Annotated in this window: 12 protein-coding genes; 7 read left to right on the top strand and 5 right to left on the bottom strand. The window is 35.8% G+C overall.

All coding sequences use genetic code 11. The features are described from left to right. Window positions 1-2 precede the first annotated feature (2 nt). From J3U56_RS08940 to syd, 4 genes are all read right to left on the bottom strand, one after another. On the bottom strand, window positions 3-521 hold the full coding sequence (locus tag J3U56_RS08940) for a GNAT family N-acetyltransferase (RefSeq protein ID WP_267344532.1): 519 nt from the start codon (window positions 519-521) through the stop codon (window positions 3-5). Beyond that, window positions 518-1,879, bottom strand: a complete 1,362-nt coding sequence (purB, locus tag J3U56_RS08935) for an adenylosuccinate lyase (RefSeq protein ID WP_267367399.1) — start codon at window positions 1,877-1,879, stop codon at window positions 518-520. The genes J3U56_RS08940 and purB overlap by 4 nt, the downstream gene beginning before the upstream one ends. A gap of 335 nt (window positions 1,880-2,214) precedes the next feature. Further along, window positions 2,215-3,390 carry an aromatic amino acid transaminase gene (locus J3U56_RS08930; RefSeq protein ID WP_267344534.1) on the bottom strand — a complete coding sequence of 392 codons (1,176 nt, stop codon included), beginning with the start codon at window positions 3,388-3,390 and terminating at the stop codon, window positions 2,215-2,217. A gap of 129 nt (window positions 3,391-3,519) precedes the next feature. Next, window positions 3,520-4,053 (bottom strand): SecY-interacting protein, encoded by a 534-nt coding sequence (gene syd, locus J3U56_RS08925; RefSeq protein WP_267367397.1) that lies wholly within the window; start codon window positions 4,051-4,053, stop codon window positions 3,520-3,522. Between the two features lie 742 nt (window positions 4,054-4,795). Between syd and rne the strand changes: the two genes are divergently transcribed. The 7 genes from rne to pgi all read left to right on the top strand — a co-directional run bounded on the left by rne (window position 4,796) and on the right by pgi (window position 14,707). Next, window positions 4,796-7,513 (top strand): ribonuclease E, encoded by a 2,718-nt coding sequence (rne, locus tag J3U56_RS08920; RefSeq protein WP_267344538.1) that lies wholly within the window; start codon window positions 4,796-4,798, stop codon window positions 7,511-7,513. A 70-nt stretch (window positions 7,514-7,583) separates the two neighbouring features. Beyond that, window positions 7,584-8,519 carry an ABC transporter permease subunit gene (locus J3U56_RS08915; protein WP_267334136.1) on the top strand — a complete coding sequence of 312 codons (936 nt, stop codon included), beginning with the start codon at window positions 7,584-7,586 and terminating at the stop codon, window positions 8,517-8,519. After that, window positions 8,512-9,372 (top strand): ABC transporter permease subunit, encoded by an 861-nt coding sequence (locus J3U56_RS08910; protein WP_267334137.1) that lies wholly within the window; start codon window positions 8,512-8,514, stop codon window positions 9,370-9,372. Before J3U56_RS08915 ends, J3U56_RS08910 begins: the two co-directional genes overlap by 8 nt. A 2-nt stretch (window positions 9,373-9,374) precedes the next feature. Continuing rightward, window positions 9,375-10,364 carry an oligopeptide/dipeptide ABC transporter ATP-binding protein gene (locus J3U56_RS08905; RefSeq protein WP_267334138.1) on the top strand — a complete coding sequence of 330 codons (990 nt, stop codon included), beginning with the start codon at window positions 9,375-9,377 and terminating at the stop codon, window positions 10,362-10,364. A 19-nt stretch (window positions 10,365-10,383) separates the two neighbouring features. Further along, window positions 10,384-11,199, top strand: a complete 816-nt coding sequence (locus tag J3U56_RS08900) for an ATP-binding cassette domain-containing protein (RefSeq protein ID WP_267334191.1) — start codon at window positions 10,384-10,386, stop codon at window positions 11,197-11,199. A gap of 221 nt (window positions 11,200-11,420) precedes the next feature. After that, the gene (gene metA / locus J3U56_RS08895) at window positions 11,421-12,353 is read left to right on the top strand and encodes a homoserine O-acetyltransferase MetA (RefSeq protein ID WP_267334139.1); all 933 of its coding nucleotides are present in this window, start codon (window positions 11,421-11,423) and stop codon (window positions 12,351-12,353) included. A gap of 704 nt (window positions 12,354-13,057) precedes the next feature. Beyond that, window positions 13,058-14,707 carry a glucose-6-phosphate isomerase gene (gene pgi / locus J3U56_RS08890; RefSeq protein ID WP_267334141.1) on the top strand — a complete coding sequence of 550 codons (1,650 nt, stop codon included), beginning with the start codon at window positions 13,058-13,060 and terminating at the stop codon, window positions 14,705-14,707. A gap of 90 nt (window positions 14,708-14,797) precedes the next feature. Here the strand turns inward: pgi and crr are convergent, their stop codons facing one another. Beyond that, window positions 14,798-15,301, bottom strand: coding sequence for a PTS glucose transporter subunit IIA (crr, locus tag J3U56_RS08885; protein WP_065634094.1), 504 nt, complete (start codon window positions 15,299-15,301; stop codon window positions 14,798-14,800). Window positions 15,302-15,303: the final 2 nt, after the last annotated feature.

The following is a 15,303-nucleotide window of genomic DNA, read 5'->3' as shown; positions in this document are numbered from 1 at the left end:
CGTTAATTACTCCTTGATTTCCATTGAGTATAATTTTTATGATTAAGTATTTTTTCAAAATAAAGTGTAGTGTGATCTGGTGTTAAGTCAGCTTGACCAATCGGACGATAACCTTTATTGATATAAATTTGTGCTAACCAAGGATGATTTTGTGCAGTACCTAATGTAACCGCAGGTAATTTTAATTGATTGATTAAAATTTGATTTTCTACCCAGTCCCATAATGCATTGCCATAGCCTTGACCTTTATATTGGGGATTGGTTGCAAACCAGCCTAAATGGGGTAAGCCATAAGGTCCAGGATTATTACCCCAAGGAAAGCGAATACTCAACGTTGATACTAATTCGCTATCTTTTTCAGTAACATACACCGCATTCGATTCAATGTGATTGGCAATGGTAAATCGGTCAACAGTCGCAGCGGCAAAATGAATGCCTAATTGACTGACTGCCTGATAGGCATTGTGTAATAACGTTTGATAAGCAGGAATATCATCATAAGTCATCAAGCGAAAAATCATATTAACACTCCGCTTTTATCCGCATAATCAATCACTTGCTGGACTTTTTCGGATGCTGATCCTAAGTAATTAATTGGATTTAACCAGTTTTCAAGCTCAGTATCGGTAAATTCTTGGTTCAAGTTGGGATCTTCTAATAATACCGCTTTAAAGGGGCGATGCTGTTCAAAAGCCTTCATTGCATTTTGATAAACTAAATGATGTGCTGTCTGTTTACCTAACCGTTTACCGATTTCAAACATGACCTTCTCTGACAGTAATAAGCCATTTTGTAATGACAAATTGGTGAGCATTTGTTCGGCATTGACTTTTAAACCTTTCAAAACAGCTAATGCTGTTTGTAATTGTGCAGAAATATAAAGGTTAATTTCAGGCATGGCGATCCACTCAGCTCGCCAGCTCATGGCGTCACGTTCATGTTCAACTTTCATCGATTCATGAATTAGCGCCACACTTTTTAATAATGGCGCCGTTAAGCTGGCAAGACCTTCTAGTGCTGCTGGATTGCGTTTATGTGGCATGGTCGTTGAGCCAATTTTTCCGTCTGAAAAAGGCTCTTCTACCTCATTAATTTCAGTACGCATTAAATTATAAAATTCATTACCAATTTTACCGAGTGTGCCGCTGATTAAGGCGATGACTGATGCGTATTCTGAAAACCGATCACGCGCGGCTTGCCAGCCAATATTCGGAGTATTAAGACCGAGTAAGGTTAATGCCTGCTGTTCAATTTTCGGCCCTAGCTCACCCATTGATGCATAGGTACAAATTGCGCCACTGATATTACCGACCAGTACTCGTTGTTTAATTTCATTTAACCGTTGTAAGTGGCGAACAAACTCATCTAACCAAACTGCAAGCTTAAAGCCAAACGTTGTTGGAAGTGCTTGCATACCATGAGTACGCCCAACCATCGGTAAATATTGATATTGTTTGGCTAACCGTTTGAGTTCATTCGCGATCAGTTTGGTATCACGCTCAATTATTGCAAATGATTGTTTTAGTTGTAAAACTGTCGCCGTATCAACAATATCTTGGGTCGTTGCGCCATAATGAATAAATTGACCTGCTTCGCCGACTTGTTTTTGCAGTGCATTGATAGTTGACATTAAGGAGTGTTTGGCTTTAGCGGCTTCATCGGCTATTTGTTCAATAGATAGTTGAGAAGCATCGGCTTTTTCAATAATTGCATCAGCAACCTCGCGAGGTATCACACCCAGTTCACCTTGTGCTTGCGCCAGGGCGACTTCAACTTGTACTTGTTTTTCTAAACGATGTTGTTCTGACCAAATGGCGCGCATTTCACTCGTGCCAAAATTATTACCTAAAATCAAAAAATCTATAACGTGTGATGCCACTAAATCACCCTCAATAATTATTCTCTACTCTGTTTAATAATTATTCATAATAATTCGATCATCGTCTAATAATCAGTTTGTCTATTGTTATAACTAAAAGGAATATCGTGTTATGTGTTGTAGTGGAGAAGATATTTTAAGAAGCAATATTGTGAATAATGGCACGATAATTATGGATGGATGTTATACAATGCCTTAAAAGGTCAGAAAATAGTGCTATCAAGCCGCTATATTTTCAGTAATATGGTGCAGTTGCTAAAAAATCGGTAGGTGATACTAATTTTATCTTATGAAAGATTGAATTAATTCACCCCAATTTTATATCAAAATAGATTTTATAAAACCTCTACAATTGATTCACACAGTCTTGACATGTTATCTAACGTCATGCCTGCAACGTTAATTCGTCCTGAATTGACAATATAAATGCCATAATCGTTACGCAATTTTAGTACTTGTTCTTCACTTAAACCGCTAAATGAGAACATACCATTTTGTTTAGCGATGAAACTAAAATCTTGGTTAGCGCCTTTTTCTTGTAAGGTTTTGACAAATAATTGACGCATACGGTGAATACGTTGTCGCATATTGGTTAATTCATCTATCCATTCTTCTTTTAATTCATCATTGTTTAAAATATAAGAAACGATTTTTGCACCATGCGCAGGTGGATTTGAGTAATTTGCTCGAATAATGGTTTTAACTTGGCTAAAAGCGCGATCGGCAATTTCACTATCGGCAGCAATTAAGGTAAATGCGCCAACGCGTTCGTTATACAGGCCAAAGTTTTTTGAATAAGAACTAGCAATCAGTAGTTCTGGTTGACTTTCGACAAACAACTTTAATCCGTAAACATCTTCTTCAATGCCTTGACCAAAACCTTGATAAGCCAGATCAAAAAGCGGTAACCAACCATTTTTTAAGGCTAAATCGGCAATGGCTTGCCATTGTTCTGTGGTCGGATCAATGCCTGTCGGATTATGGCAACAACCATGAAATAGCACAGCTTCACCAGCTGCAACTAGACTTAAATCACTCATCATTGCATCAAAATTAAGTTCATGGTTTTGTGGGTCATAGTAATGATATTCACGCACTTCAAGCCCTGCTGTTTGGAATACACTGCGATGATTTGGCCAAGATGGATTACTGACCCAAACTCGTTTTACTTTAGTTCGGCGTGCTAAAAAGTCGGCCATAATTCGTAATGCACCCGTTCCACCCGGCGCTTGCGCGGTTCTTGCACGTTCATTTTCACGACCAAACAGAAGTTTTTGAGTTGCTACGTTAAAAGCATTGACACCATCAATAGGTAAATAACTTTTGGTCGTTTCATCAGTTAATAAAAAGTGTTCTGCTTTTTTTACACTTTCTAAAATAGGTGTTTTAGTTGTTTCATCTTTGTAAACACCAACGCTAAGATTAATTTTGTTAGTGCGTTCATCTTTATTATAAAGATCTGCTAATCCTAAAATGGGATCGGCGGGAGCTGCTGTTAAATTTTCAAACATAATTCACCTATCTGATCTAATGACTTTCAATGCATTATATACACATTATTTTGTAAGATACAATTTCGATAATAGTTAATTTTGTTTATTATCTATATAATTAATGCGTTATTGGTATACAATTATTGTTTAACAAGTAACAATTAATTTATTTAAAAAAGCGGTTAAATCCTGACTTAACGTTGTCAATTCTCCACTAATCAAATCCTCTTTGACGACTTCCCCTGTTAAATTATTTATTGCAATAATTTCGGTACTGTCATTGGTTGACGCAATAAAAATAGTGGGGATCCTTTTTAATTTTTTTTGTTGGGTTAGATGCGCAATTAAATTTTGTTCCAGATTCGAAAAATCATCATCATTCCAAGCTTGTATTAAGAGTAATTCAATATTGTCAAAGATTGCACTCATATTGCCAGCATATTGGCTACCATAAAGAAGATGAGCACTTGGGTGTAATTTAAGACCAACGACTTGTTCAATAATCATTAGATTTTTCGGTGGCTGTAATAAAAAAGGTTGCCAATAAACCGATAAATTTTGGGTTTTTATGATACAAGGAGAGGGCAGAGCGTGGAGTTCGTCATTGTGCGGCGCGCCATCAAATTGATGTATCCAACGTGAAGTAAATTCGACTAATGCATTTTTTTCACAATTATTCATAAAGTAAGGTGTTCTCTTTAACCATTGTTTGACAGTCATTATACTCAATCGATTTAGATATGCACTAAGCGAGTGAGCTTTGATTCTCGATTTTGTGTTATCAATCACAGAATAAAAAAACTGTAAAAATATTTCAGGTTATTATGATGTTTTAGTATAAAGTATATTGGGAATAAGCTTAGTTTTTGACTATTGACTCAACAGTATTTATAAGGCAATTAAAATAACTTGCTAACTATCTATAAAATTTGAAGTTTAATTTACTTGCTATCCTTTGCTGAAACGTTAATAATAAGACAGGATTTTTTATCCTTGTAATGCAGCAATGGCGTTAGACATTACAATTTATCAAAAATAAAATAGCGTAAGTAGAATCATTATAATTAAATAATATGTTTATTTTAAACAATCACATAAAGATTTAGTTTGTTAGCCAAGGTCGATAACCTCACTGCGGTTTGCAAATTAACCAAAGTAATAATATCGATGAATTATATGTTTAGGAATAGTTCAAAAAGTATGCAAGATTTTTGAATTCTAATGATGCCTAAAATTTTGTATAGATATTGTGTAACAGATATTGGATTCACATAAAATAATAACAAAAATAACACAACTAAAATAATGAATACCGTATCAAAATATTTAGTTAAGTACCATTAATGATCATTGTGAAAATAAGCACTTATTAATAGTAAGGTTCTACCTACAATTAATTAAGATTAATTAAGAGTGTAGAATAATGAAAAGAATGCTAATCAACGCAACCCAGCAAGAAGAGCTGCGTGTTGCTCTTGTTGATGGCCAACGCTTATATGATTTAGATATCGAAAGTCTTGGGCATGAGCAAAAAAAGGCCAATATTTATAAAGGCAAAATTACTAAAATTAATCCAAGTTTGGAAGCGGCTTTTGTTTCTTATGGTGGTGAACGTGATGGATTTTTACCCCTAAAAGAGATTGCTGATAGCTATTTCCCCTCTAATGTGACTGGTCGTCGAAGTATTAAAAATTTACAAGAAGGCCAAGAAGTTTTAATTCAAATCGAAAAAGAAATTCGTGGCAAAAAAGGTGCAGCGCTTACCACTTACATTAGTTTAGCGGGGAGTTATTTAGTTTTAATGCCAAACGATCCTCGTGCAGGTGGGGTTTCACGACGAATAGAGGGTGAAGAGCGAGCCGATTTAAAACGCATTATTGATGCGATTGAAAAACCTAAAGGTATGGGCGTTATTGCTAGAACTGCTGGTGTAGGTAAAAGCCAAGAAGAGTTACAGCAAGATTTAGATGCATTAGTTAACTATTGGACAGCGATCCAAAACGAATCGAAAAATCATCCAGCGCCGAGCCTAATTCATAAAGAAAGTGATATTATTACTCGGGCATTTCGTGATTATTTGCGTGATGATGTGGGCGATATCTTAATTGATAACCCTAAAGTGCTTGAAATTGCTAAAAAACGGCTTGTTGATTTAGGGCGAGTAGAATATGTTAGCCGATTAAAACTTTATGATGGTGATGTGCCGTTATTTAATCATTTCCAAATCGAAGGACAAATTGAATCAGCATTCCAGCGAGAAGTTCGCTTACCTTCTGGAGGTTCGATTGTTATTGATGCAACCGAAGCTTTAACCGCGATAGATATTAACTCAGCCAAATCAATCCGTGGTAGTGATATTGAAGAAACCGCGTTTAATACTAACCTTGAAGCCGCAGAGGAAATCGCCCGTCAGTTACGTTTGCGCGATTTAGGTGGGTTAATTGTTATCGATTTTATTGATATGACCCCAATTCGTAACCAACGCGAAGTTGAAAATCGTTTAAAAGAAGCGATGAAAACTGACCGTGCAAGGATTCAAACCACTCGTATTTCGCGCTTTGGTTTACTTGAAATGTCACGTCAACGTTTAAGTCCTTCATTACGAGAAGCCACGCATCATATTTGTCCTCGCTGTCAAGGGACGGGTACGGTTCGTGATAATAATTCATTATCACTTTCTATCTTGCGATTAATCCAAGAAGAGGCAATGAAGGATAATACTGTTCAGATTGATGTAATTGTTCCCGTTCCTATTGCCAGTTATTTACTTAATGAAAAACGTCGCGCCATCACTAATATTGAAAGAATGCACCCAGATGTGAAAATTGTCATAGCAGGTGATGAAGAGATGGAAACGCCACTTTATAAAGTGATTCGTAAACGAAGTGGCGAAGAGACTGATGTACTAAGTTATAATCTGCCTAAATTGATCCGTGAACTTGAAGAAGAGGAAGAAGATCAGGCAACGGAAGTGGTTGTTGAACAAGCGGTCTTATCAGGTCCTAAAGTCGAAGCTAGTACCATTACAAAAGTTAAGGTTGAAACTAAAAAAGCTGAAAATTCAGGAAGCTTTTTCGGTGGGTTATTCGGTAAGATACGCCAATTATTTGCAGGTGAAAAAGAAAAACCACAGCCAGAAGTCAAACCTCAACCGGCCAAACGACGCGATAATCAGCGTTCAAATAACAGGCGTCAACGTAATAATCGTCAAAATAATACCGTCAATAACGCCAATAATGAGTTAGTGACAACGCCATCTTCTTCTGAAGCTGTAGTAAAAGAAGTGAGTAATAAAACTAATCATCGTCGAAGTAAACAAAATAGTCATGCAAATTCGGCAACTACTGTTAATGCAACGAAAGCAGATAAAGTGGCGAACGAAACAGCACCAAGTAAGCCAAAAGAGGTTAAACCAAGACGACAACAGCGCACATTAACCAAAAGCGTTCGCGTGAAAAATGTTGAGACAATTACTCAACATCAAATTGAAAGCGGAACAACAAATGAAAGAGTCATTATTCCAACTTTATTGTTGCCAGTTATTGCCGCTGAACCAACGGATAATAATGTTATTGCTGATGTACAACCTAAACGCCAACGACGTACATCAAGGCATTTACGTATGAACGGTCAACGTAATAAGCGACGAGTTAAAAATACTGAACTTAAGCAGTCACCAATGCCGTTGCCATTTGCTGCGGCATCATTAGAATTAGCTTTAGGACGCGTATCGATTGATTATAGTCAATTGACTCAGGATGAACCTAATACTGCTGTGGCAGTGATACCTTCATTATTATTGCCGATTATTATTAAAGAAGATCAAGTAGCAAGTGATGGTGCAGTGGTTAATGATACGGTGTCAGTATCGAATCAACCTGAAGGTAATTTGCAGTTTGATTTTAATGATATCGAACAAAATACCAATGAGAGTAAATTGGATAATACAATTACGCATTCAACCGGCTACTCTTCGTCAGTGATGACAAAAGCCCCTGCACCTGATTATGTGATATCGGAAACGGGTATAAAATCACGTCAAGAAGCGGATTATCAATATCAAGGAAAAGGTAATGCTGGCGGTTTAAGTGCGCAAGATCATGCTTATGCCGCAGCAAGTAAACCGGTTATACCTGATTAATCAATCAACTAAATAAAACACGGTAATAGCTACTACCGTGTTTTATTTATACTAGCGATAAAGATAAACAATGATTATCTATATTTTCAAAAAAATAGTGACGTTTTTATTTATTATCTGCGTATTGGCTCAGATTAGCTTCTGTTTAGTCTATTTTGCGCCTAATTCAATGTTTAATTTCAATAGTCTAAGTTTTGTTGATGCCTACAGTGCTTTTTTTAAGCAATTGCTTCAAGGGCAGTTTAAATTGATAACAGGTGAAACTGTGCCGTTTTTTCATACACTGTTGGCAACATTTGAACTTTGTATTTTGGCTTTATTGGTCGCTTTGTTTGTTGGATTACCTTTAGGTATCTTTCTGGGTTTAAGCAATATTAACTGGTTAAATACCGCCATTCGTTTAGTGAGTTTATTGCTATATTCTTGCCCAATCGTTATGCTGGTTATCATTATTATGTACTTGTTATCGCCTACTTGGTCGGTATCAATGAATTTTAATGTATCACCATCTATTACTGGTACCTCTTTGTTGGATATATTAATTTCATCTAAAAAAGTCAAATTACCCGCTCTGCTTGATCAGTTGCATCATTTGTTATTGCCTATCATTATTTTAGCCATTCAACCGAGCATTATGACGATTCAGTTAGTCAGTCAAAATGTTAAAAGTACTTCACGACAAAATTATATTAAAATGGCGATTATTCGGGAGCGATCACCTTTTAAAATTTTACGTCGCCATTTGTTACCTAATTCCATTCCTGCGACAATTCCACAATTGACTTACAATACAACAACACTATTATTTTCAACGATGGTGATTGAAATTCTATTCAATCGAGTGGGATTAGGGCAATGGGTGATGATTGCTTATCATCACCATAATTATTTTATTATTTCTATTGCGATTCTTGCTTGTGGTACTGTAATAAGCCTACTCACCTTATTAGGCGATATTACGGCAATTGCTATCTATCCTTTGCGCCATAAGGAACACTATGTCTAAGGTTGCACAATTATTTAAAAACATAAAATTATGCTTTAATCGATTGCATAGTAATCTTTATTCAATTGTCGGATTTTATGGCATATTAGCTATCGCTTTTGTGGCGTTATCAACGAAGTGGTTTTTTCATGCCAATTTAAATCCTATTTATCCAACATTATTACCGCCAGCTTGGTGGGCAAATGGGGATTTGAATCATATTTTAGGTACCAATGCTAATGGGCAAGATATTTTTGATTATCTGCTTATTGGATATCGTTCCACAATATCAATGACACTAAAAGCGGTATTTTATGTGGTAGTAATTGGTGGTTTAATTAATTACCTTATGTTTTTTGTTTCGTTTATACGCCCATTTGTCATATTTATTTTTCGATTTTGTATGGTAGTTCCACCACTATTAGGTGTGATTGTCATTAGCTTATTATGGGAAGATGATATCACCAATATGTTATTTGTCGTTGGCTTATCCTATACGCCACGTTTTATTTATAATATTCATCAACGGGCGATTAATGAATGGAATAAAACTTATATCACGGCATATCGTCTTGATGGCTTATCGCCATTTTCAATTTTAAATCATTATATTTTACCTAATATTTTACCTGTATATTTGACTGAGATTGTCTCGCTATTTGGTTCAATTATTTTAGCCATAACGACTATCACTTTTTTAGGCTTTGCCAACGATCTTTCACGCCCAGATTTAGGTATGATGATGTTTAAAATGAAAGATATTATTGATAGTAATTATTTAGCATTTCTAGCTCCAGGTTTAGCGGTGTCTGCGACAATTACGTTTGTTTATCTATTCAATTTTGGTTTATATGGCCGTCGAGCAGGACATTAATTATGGCTTTGTTAGATATTCGTAATTTAACCATTGAATTTATCACCCCAGATGGACTATTACGCGCGATAGATCGTGTTAATTTGAAATTATCAGAAGGTGAAATTCGTGGATTAGTGGGTGAATCGGGTTCAGGTAAAAGTCTGATTGCTAAAGCTATTTTGGGTGTGACGAATCATAATTGGAAGATTTCAGCCGATCGTTTTTATTTTAATGATATTGATTTACTTAAACTAACGACAAAGCAACGTCGCAAGGTCATTAGCGCACATATTTCGATGATATTTCAAGAACCACAATCTTGTTTAGATCCGTCTATGAAAATTGGCCAGCAATTAGTTGATGCAATTCCAAGGCGAACGTTTAAAGGACATTGGTGGCAGCGGCTATTTTGGCGCAAAAATCGTGCAGTTGAATTACTGCACCGAGTAGGGATTAAACACCATAAAGAGATATTAAAATCTTACCCGTTTGAATTAACAGAAGGTGAGTGTCAAAAAGTCATGATTGCTATTGCGTTAGCCAATCAACCTAAACTATTAATTGCGGATGAACCAACTAATGCTATGGAAGCAACCACAGAAGCGCAGATATTTAGATTACTTGCCAGTATGAATCAAAATATTGGTACGACGATTTTACTTATTAGTCATGATTTACAGATGGTCACCAGATGGACCGACCGGATCAATGTCCTTTATTGTGGGCAAACGGTTGAAATTGCTGACAGCGAAGATTTAATTAAATCGCCTTATCATCCTTATACTCAAGCTTTAATTTATGCTATTCCTGATTTTGGTAAAGCTATGCCACACAAAAGCCCATTAAATACACTTCCGGGTGTAATTCCATCACTCGAACACTTACCTATCGGTTGTCGTTTAGGTCCACGATGTCCTTATGCTCAAAAAAAATGTATTCAAGCACCTGACCTTATCTCGATAAAAGATCATTCTGTTGCTTGTCATTTTCCGTTAAATATGGATGAGTAGTTATATAAAATAGGAACAGATCATGAATCCAATACTGAAAGTGCGTAATTTATCGAAGCGTTTTAAAATACCTAAAGGCTTGTTGGGTACGCTGCTAATTAATGCTGTTAATCCGGTATCTTTTTCGTTAAATGAAGGAAAAACGTTAGCCATTATTGGGCAAAATGGATCGGGAAAATCGACGTTGGCTAAAATGTTGGTTGGTATGATAAAACCAGATAGTGGCGATATTTGGCTTGACGGTAATAAGGTTGAATATGGCGATTATCATTATCGCTGTCAACTTATTCGCATGATATTTCAACATGTTGAAAGTTCGTTTGATCCAAGATTACGCATTGGTCAATTGTTAGAAATACCTTTAAAACATAATACTAAATATAATGCTTATGAGCGTGAAAGATTAATTAGTGATGTATTAAAACAAGTTGGGTTATTACCTGAGCATGCTGCTTATTATCCTTCGGTTATGGCGGCGGGGCAAAAACAGCGAGTCGCATTAGCTAGGGCATTAATATTAAAACCTAAAGTCATTATTCTTGATGAAGCTTTGGCGGCGTTAGATATTTCAATGCGTTCTCAAATTGTTAACTTAATGTTATCACTACAAGCCGAGCATAATATTTCTTATGTTTATGTCACACAAGATATTGGTATGATGAAGCATATTAGTGATGAAATTTTAGTTATGCATAATGGGGATGTTGTTGAGTATGGTAACACAGCAGAAGTGTTAGCATCGCCGTTAAGCGATATTACCCAAAAATTAATTAATAGTTATTTTGGTGAAGCGTTAACCGCAGATAGCTGGCGAACTGATACCCGAGCTTTTTAACGTGTATTGATTTTTCTTATATCATCTTTAGCTCGATAAGCTTTCATCTATCCTATAATAACGGTTAACTATTCTCATGATTTTTTGTGAATTATGTTAGCTAATTGATTAAATAAAAATCTCGACAAATAATATAAAACACTCTATATTTAGCTATATGGATTTCTAGACGTCTATTTTAGGTGTTTAAAAATAACTCATTGTTTTTAGGAGCTTTTGTTATGCCAATTTGTATTCCTGACTCATTACCTGCGGTTGATGTATTACGTAATGAAAATGTATTTGTTATGACTTCATCTCGGGCCAATACTCAAGAAATTCGTCCACTCAAGCTTCTTTTTCTTAATTTAATGCCTAAAAAAATCGAGACTGAAAATCAATTTTTACGCTTACTTTCCAACTCATCTTTACAAGTTAATATCCAGCTATTACGTATTGATCAACGCGAATCAAAAAATACACCGGCTGAGCATTTAAATAGTTTTTATTGTGATTTTGATAATATAAAAGATCAGAATTTTGATGGGCTTATTATTACCGGTGCGCCATTAGGCAAAGTTGCATTTTCAGATGTTGTTTATTGGCCTAAATTGACTGAAATTATCAAATGGGCGAAAGATCATGTGACTTCCACCTTATTTGTTTGTTGGGCGGTACAAGCAGCGTTAAATGTTTTATATGATTTGCCAAAATTTACACGCACGCAAAAACTATCTGGGGTTTATCAGCACCAAATCGCTCAGCCTAATGCCATTTTAACACGCGGTTTTGACGATACTTTCTTAGCCCCTCATTCGCGTTATGCTGATTTTCCTGTTGATAAAATTAAACATTACACTGATTTAACCATTTTGGCAGAATCTGAGATAACCGGACCATATTTAATGGCAACAGCCGATAAACGTATGGCGTTTGTGACTGGCCATCCGGAATATGATTCTTTCACGTTAGCTAATGAATATTTTCGTGATTTAAAAGCCGGTATTAATCCACAAATACCTTATAACTATTTTCCTGACAATAATCCTGAGTTAGCTCCTAAAGCGACATGGCGTAGCCATGCTTATTTATTATTTAGTAATTGGCTGAACTATTACGTTTATCAATTAACACCATATGATTTAACCACACGTAATTTAACTATTGATGATTAAGTGAAAATAAATCATGTCTTCATTTAAAGAAATAGTAATAAATTAACTGGTTTGGTGTTAATCATTCACTATCTATGTAATGTCGTTTGATGTCTATTTTATAAATTGAATTTTTCTGTCATTGGGTGGGATACGAGATGGGTAGAAAACAACTTTGATTTTTATGGGATAGCACCCTAATTAATTGGGTATTTCCGTTTTTTTACCTCGGGTCTATGCAGAAATTATCCATGATAAATCGATTGGTAAAACGCTAAATTTCCATACACCTCACTCAGGTTTCATCGCCGGCGCGTTGACTAATGGGCGTGAGTCAATTTGTTATCTTGTATATACCTATAGTGAAGGCAAGTAAGTTTATTAAAATACTGCAAAAAGTCGGCGCATGGGGCAAAGGGATGATAGGTAGCCGGTGGTGTCACCGATTTTGTGGTATTTGATCCCCATTAAGAACGCTGTCAAACTCAGTACAAGAACTTCCCGAACTTCGCAACCCAAAAACTGAATATTTGGTAAGCCAAGTCAGATGACAATGTTGCAGAAGGAAGATTAAAAAAATTGTTTGAAAGGACCATTACATAGCGCTTTTGATAAATTTTTAGCGTGATTAATTTAAAAATAAAAGATAAAAGATCCTTATCTTGCATCATGTTAGTCATAGTTATATTATGGTTAGTAATGCTATATTATTTAAGGAATTTATTATGTTAAAGTCAATTGATCCAACTACTACTTCCGCTTGGAAGTCACTGCAAACAAGCTACCAAAAACACCATAATAAAACTATTGCACAGATCTTAAAAGATGAACCTAATCGTGTTGAAAAACTCAGTATTCCATTTGAAGATGAATTTTTGGTCGATTTATCAAAAAATCGTGTGACACAAGAGACATTGGACATTCTCTACAAATTGGCGCAAGAATGTGATTTAAATAGCGCAATTAAAGCGATGTATAGTGGTGAAAAAATTAACCGTACTGAAAACCGTGCTGTTTTACATGTAGCATTGCGTAATGTAGAAAATAACCCGATCTATGTCGATGGAAAAAATGTCATGGATGACGTTAATGCCGTACTGGCAAAAATGGCGTCATTCAGTAAAAAAGTGATTAGCGGTGAGTGGAAAGGTTATACCGGTAAAGCAATTACCGATGTTGTCAATATTGGTATTGGTGGTTCGGATCTTGGTCCACATATGATTACAGAAGCTTTACGCCCTTATAAAAATCATTTAACCATGCATTTTGTATCGAATGTTGACGGTACGCATATTGTTGAAGCGCTCAAAGGATTAAATCCTGAAACAACCTTATTTTTAGTTGCATCTAAAACGTTTACTACCCAAGAGACCATGACCAACGCGCAAACTGCACGTAAATGGTTACTTGATGCTGCAAAAGATGATAAAGCGGTTGCATTACATTTTGTCGCGTTATCAACTAACGCCAAAGAAGTTGAAAAATTCGGCATTGATACGGCAAATATGTTTGAATTTTGGGACTGGGTCGGTGGGCGATACTCATCGTGGTCAGCAATCGGGTTATCGATTGTTTTATCCATTGGATTTGATAATTTCAAACAATTTTTAGCTGGCGGTCATGCTATGGATAAACATTTCCAAAGTGCGCCAATTGATAAAAATATTCCTGCATTACTCGCGTTAATAGGGCTTTGGTACAATAATTTTTGTGGTGCTGAAACCGAAGCTATTTTACCTTATGATCAATATATGCATCGCTTTGCTGCTTATTTTCAACAAGGAAATATGGAGTCAAATGGTAAAAGTGTTGATCGTAATGGTAATAAAACAACGTATACGACTGGTCCAATCATTTGGGGTGAACCAGGAACCAATGGGCAACATGCGTTTTATCAACTCATTCATCAAGGTACTAAGCTCATCCCTTGTGATTTTATCGCACCAGCTATCAGCCATAATCCGGTTGGGGACCATCATCCAAAATTGTTATCTAACTTTTTTGCTCAAACAGAAGCATTGGCTTTTGGTAAAACAGCGCAGCAAGTTGAACAAGAGTTTATTGCAGCAGGTAAACGTTTAGATGAAGTTAAATCCGTTGTGCCATTTAAAGTATTTGAAGGTAACAAACCGACTAATTCAATTTTAGTGAAAAAAATTACGCCTTATACTCTCGGTGCATTAGTTGCGATGTATGAACATAAAATCTTCACACAAGGTGTTATCCTTAATATATTTAGTTTTGATCAATGGGGCGTTGAACTTGGCAAGCAGTTAGCGGGTCGAATTTTACCTGAATTGGCTGATGATAAGCCGGTAAGTTCTCACGATCAATCAACCAATAACTTAATTAATCAGTATAAAAAGTGGCGTTAATCTGATTTTATTGATTCAATATAGTTGAATCAATAAAAAACCTTCAGTTTTTGGACTGAAGGTTTTTTTTATAGCTAACAAGATCAGTAATTACTTCTTAACTCGCATTATTGGTGTTTTTCCTGCTTCGACAGTGCCCGATAATTTAGTTAGTTCGGCAATGGTTTCCATGTTGGAAATGACAACCGGTGTTAAGACTGATTTTGCTTTACTTTCCAGTAATGGTAAATCAATCTCTATAATTGTATCACCTACTTTAACTTGCTGACCTTCTTCGGCTATACGTGTAAAACCTTCACCTTTTAGTTCTACTGTATCAATACCAAAATGCACAAAAAGCTCAATACCTTCGTCTGATTCGATGGCGAAAGCATGATTGGTCTCGAAGATTTTGCCAATTTTACCACTTAATGGCGCAACAATTTTATTCCCAGAAGGTTTGATTGCAACACCATCACCGACAATTTTTTCAGCAAAAACCACATCAGGTACATCTTCGATTTTGACAATTTCACCACTTAGTGGCGCAATAATTTCGATGCTATTTTTACTATCATCGGACACAAATTGCTTTATTTTATCGAACAGTCCCATCG

Origin of the sequence: Gilliamella sp. B2824, from assembly GCF_026536245.1 — a bacterium.
Classification (GTDB): Bacteria; Pseudomonadota; Gammaproteobacteria; order Enterobacterales; family Orbaceae; genus Gilliamella.
Note: the sequence above shows the minus strand (reverse complement) of the source record. Positions and strands in the feature narration are given on the sequence as shown.

What these genes read in the sequence shown, in the direction of transcription:
- J3U56_RS08940 (WP_267344532.1), bottom strand. Translation starts at nt 521, where the DNA reads ATGATTTTTCGCTTGATGACTTATGATGATATTCCTGCTTATCAAACG.
- J3U56_RS08930 (WP_267344534.1), bottom strand. Translation starts at nt 3,390, where the DNA reads ATGTTTGAAAATTTAACAGCAGCTCCCGCCGATCCCATTTTAGGATTA.
- syd (WP_267367397.1), bottom strand. Translation starts at nt 4,053, where the DNA reads ATGAATAATTGTGAAAAAAATGCATTAGTCGAATTTACTTCACGTTGG.
- rne (WP_267344538.1), top strand. Translation starts at nt 4,796, where the DNA reads ATGAAAAGAATGCTAATCAACGCAACCCAGCAAGAAGAGCTGCGTGTT.
- J3U56_RS08915 (WP_267334136.1), top strand. Translation starts at nt 7,584, where the DNA reads ATGATTATCTATATTTTCAAAAAAATAGTGACGTTTTTATTTATTATC.
- J3U56_RS08910 (WP_267334137.1), top strand. Translation starts at nt 8,512, where the DNA reads ATGTCTAAGGTTGCACAATTATTTAAAAACATAAAATTATGCTTTAAT.
- J3U56_RS08905 (WP_267334138.1), top strand. Translation starts at nt 9,375, where the DNA reads ATGGCTTTGTTAGATATTCGTAATTTAACCATTGAATTTATCACCCCA.
- metA (WP_267334139.1), top strand. Translation starts at nt 11,421, where the DNA reads ATGCCAATTTGTATTCCTGACTCATTACCTGCGGTTGATGTATTACGT.
- pgi (WP_267334141.1), top strand. Translation starts at nt 13,058, where the DNA reads ATGTTAAAGTCAATTGATCCAACTACTACTTCCGCTTGGAAGTCACTG.
- crr (WP_065634094.1), bottom strand. Translation starts at nt 15,301, where the DNA reads ATGGGACTGTTCGATAAAATAAAGCAATTTGTGTCCGATGATAGTAAA.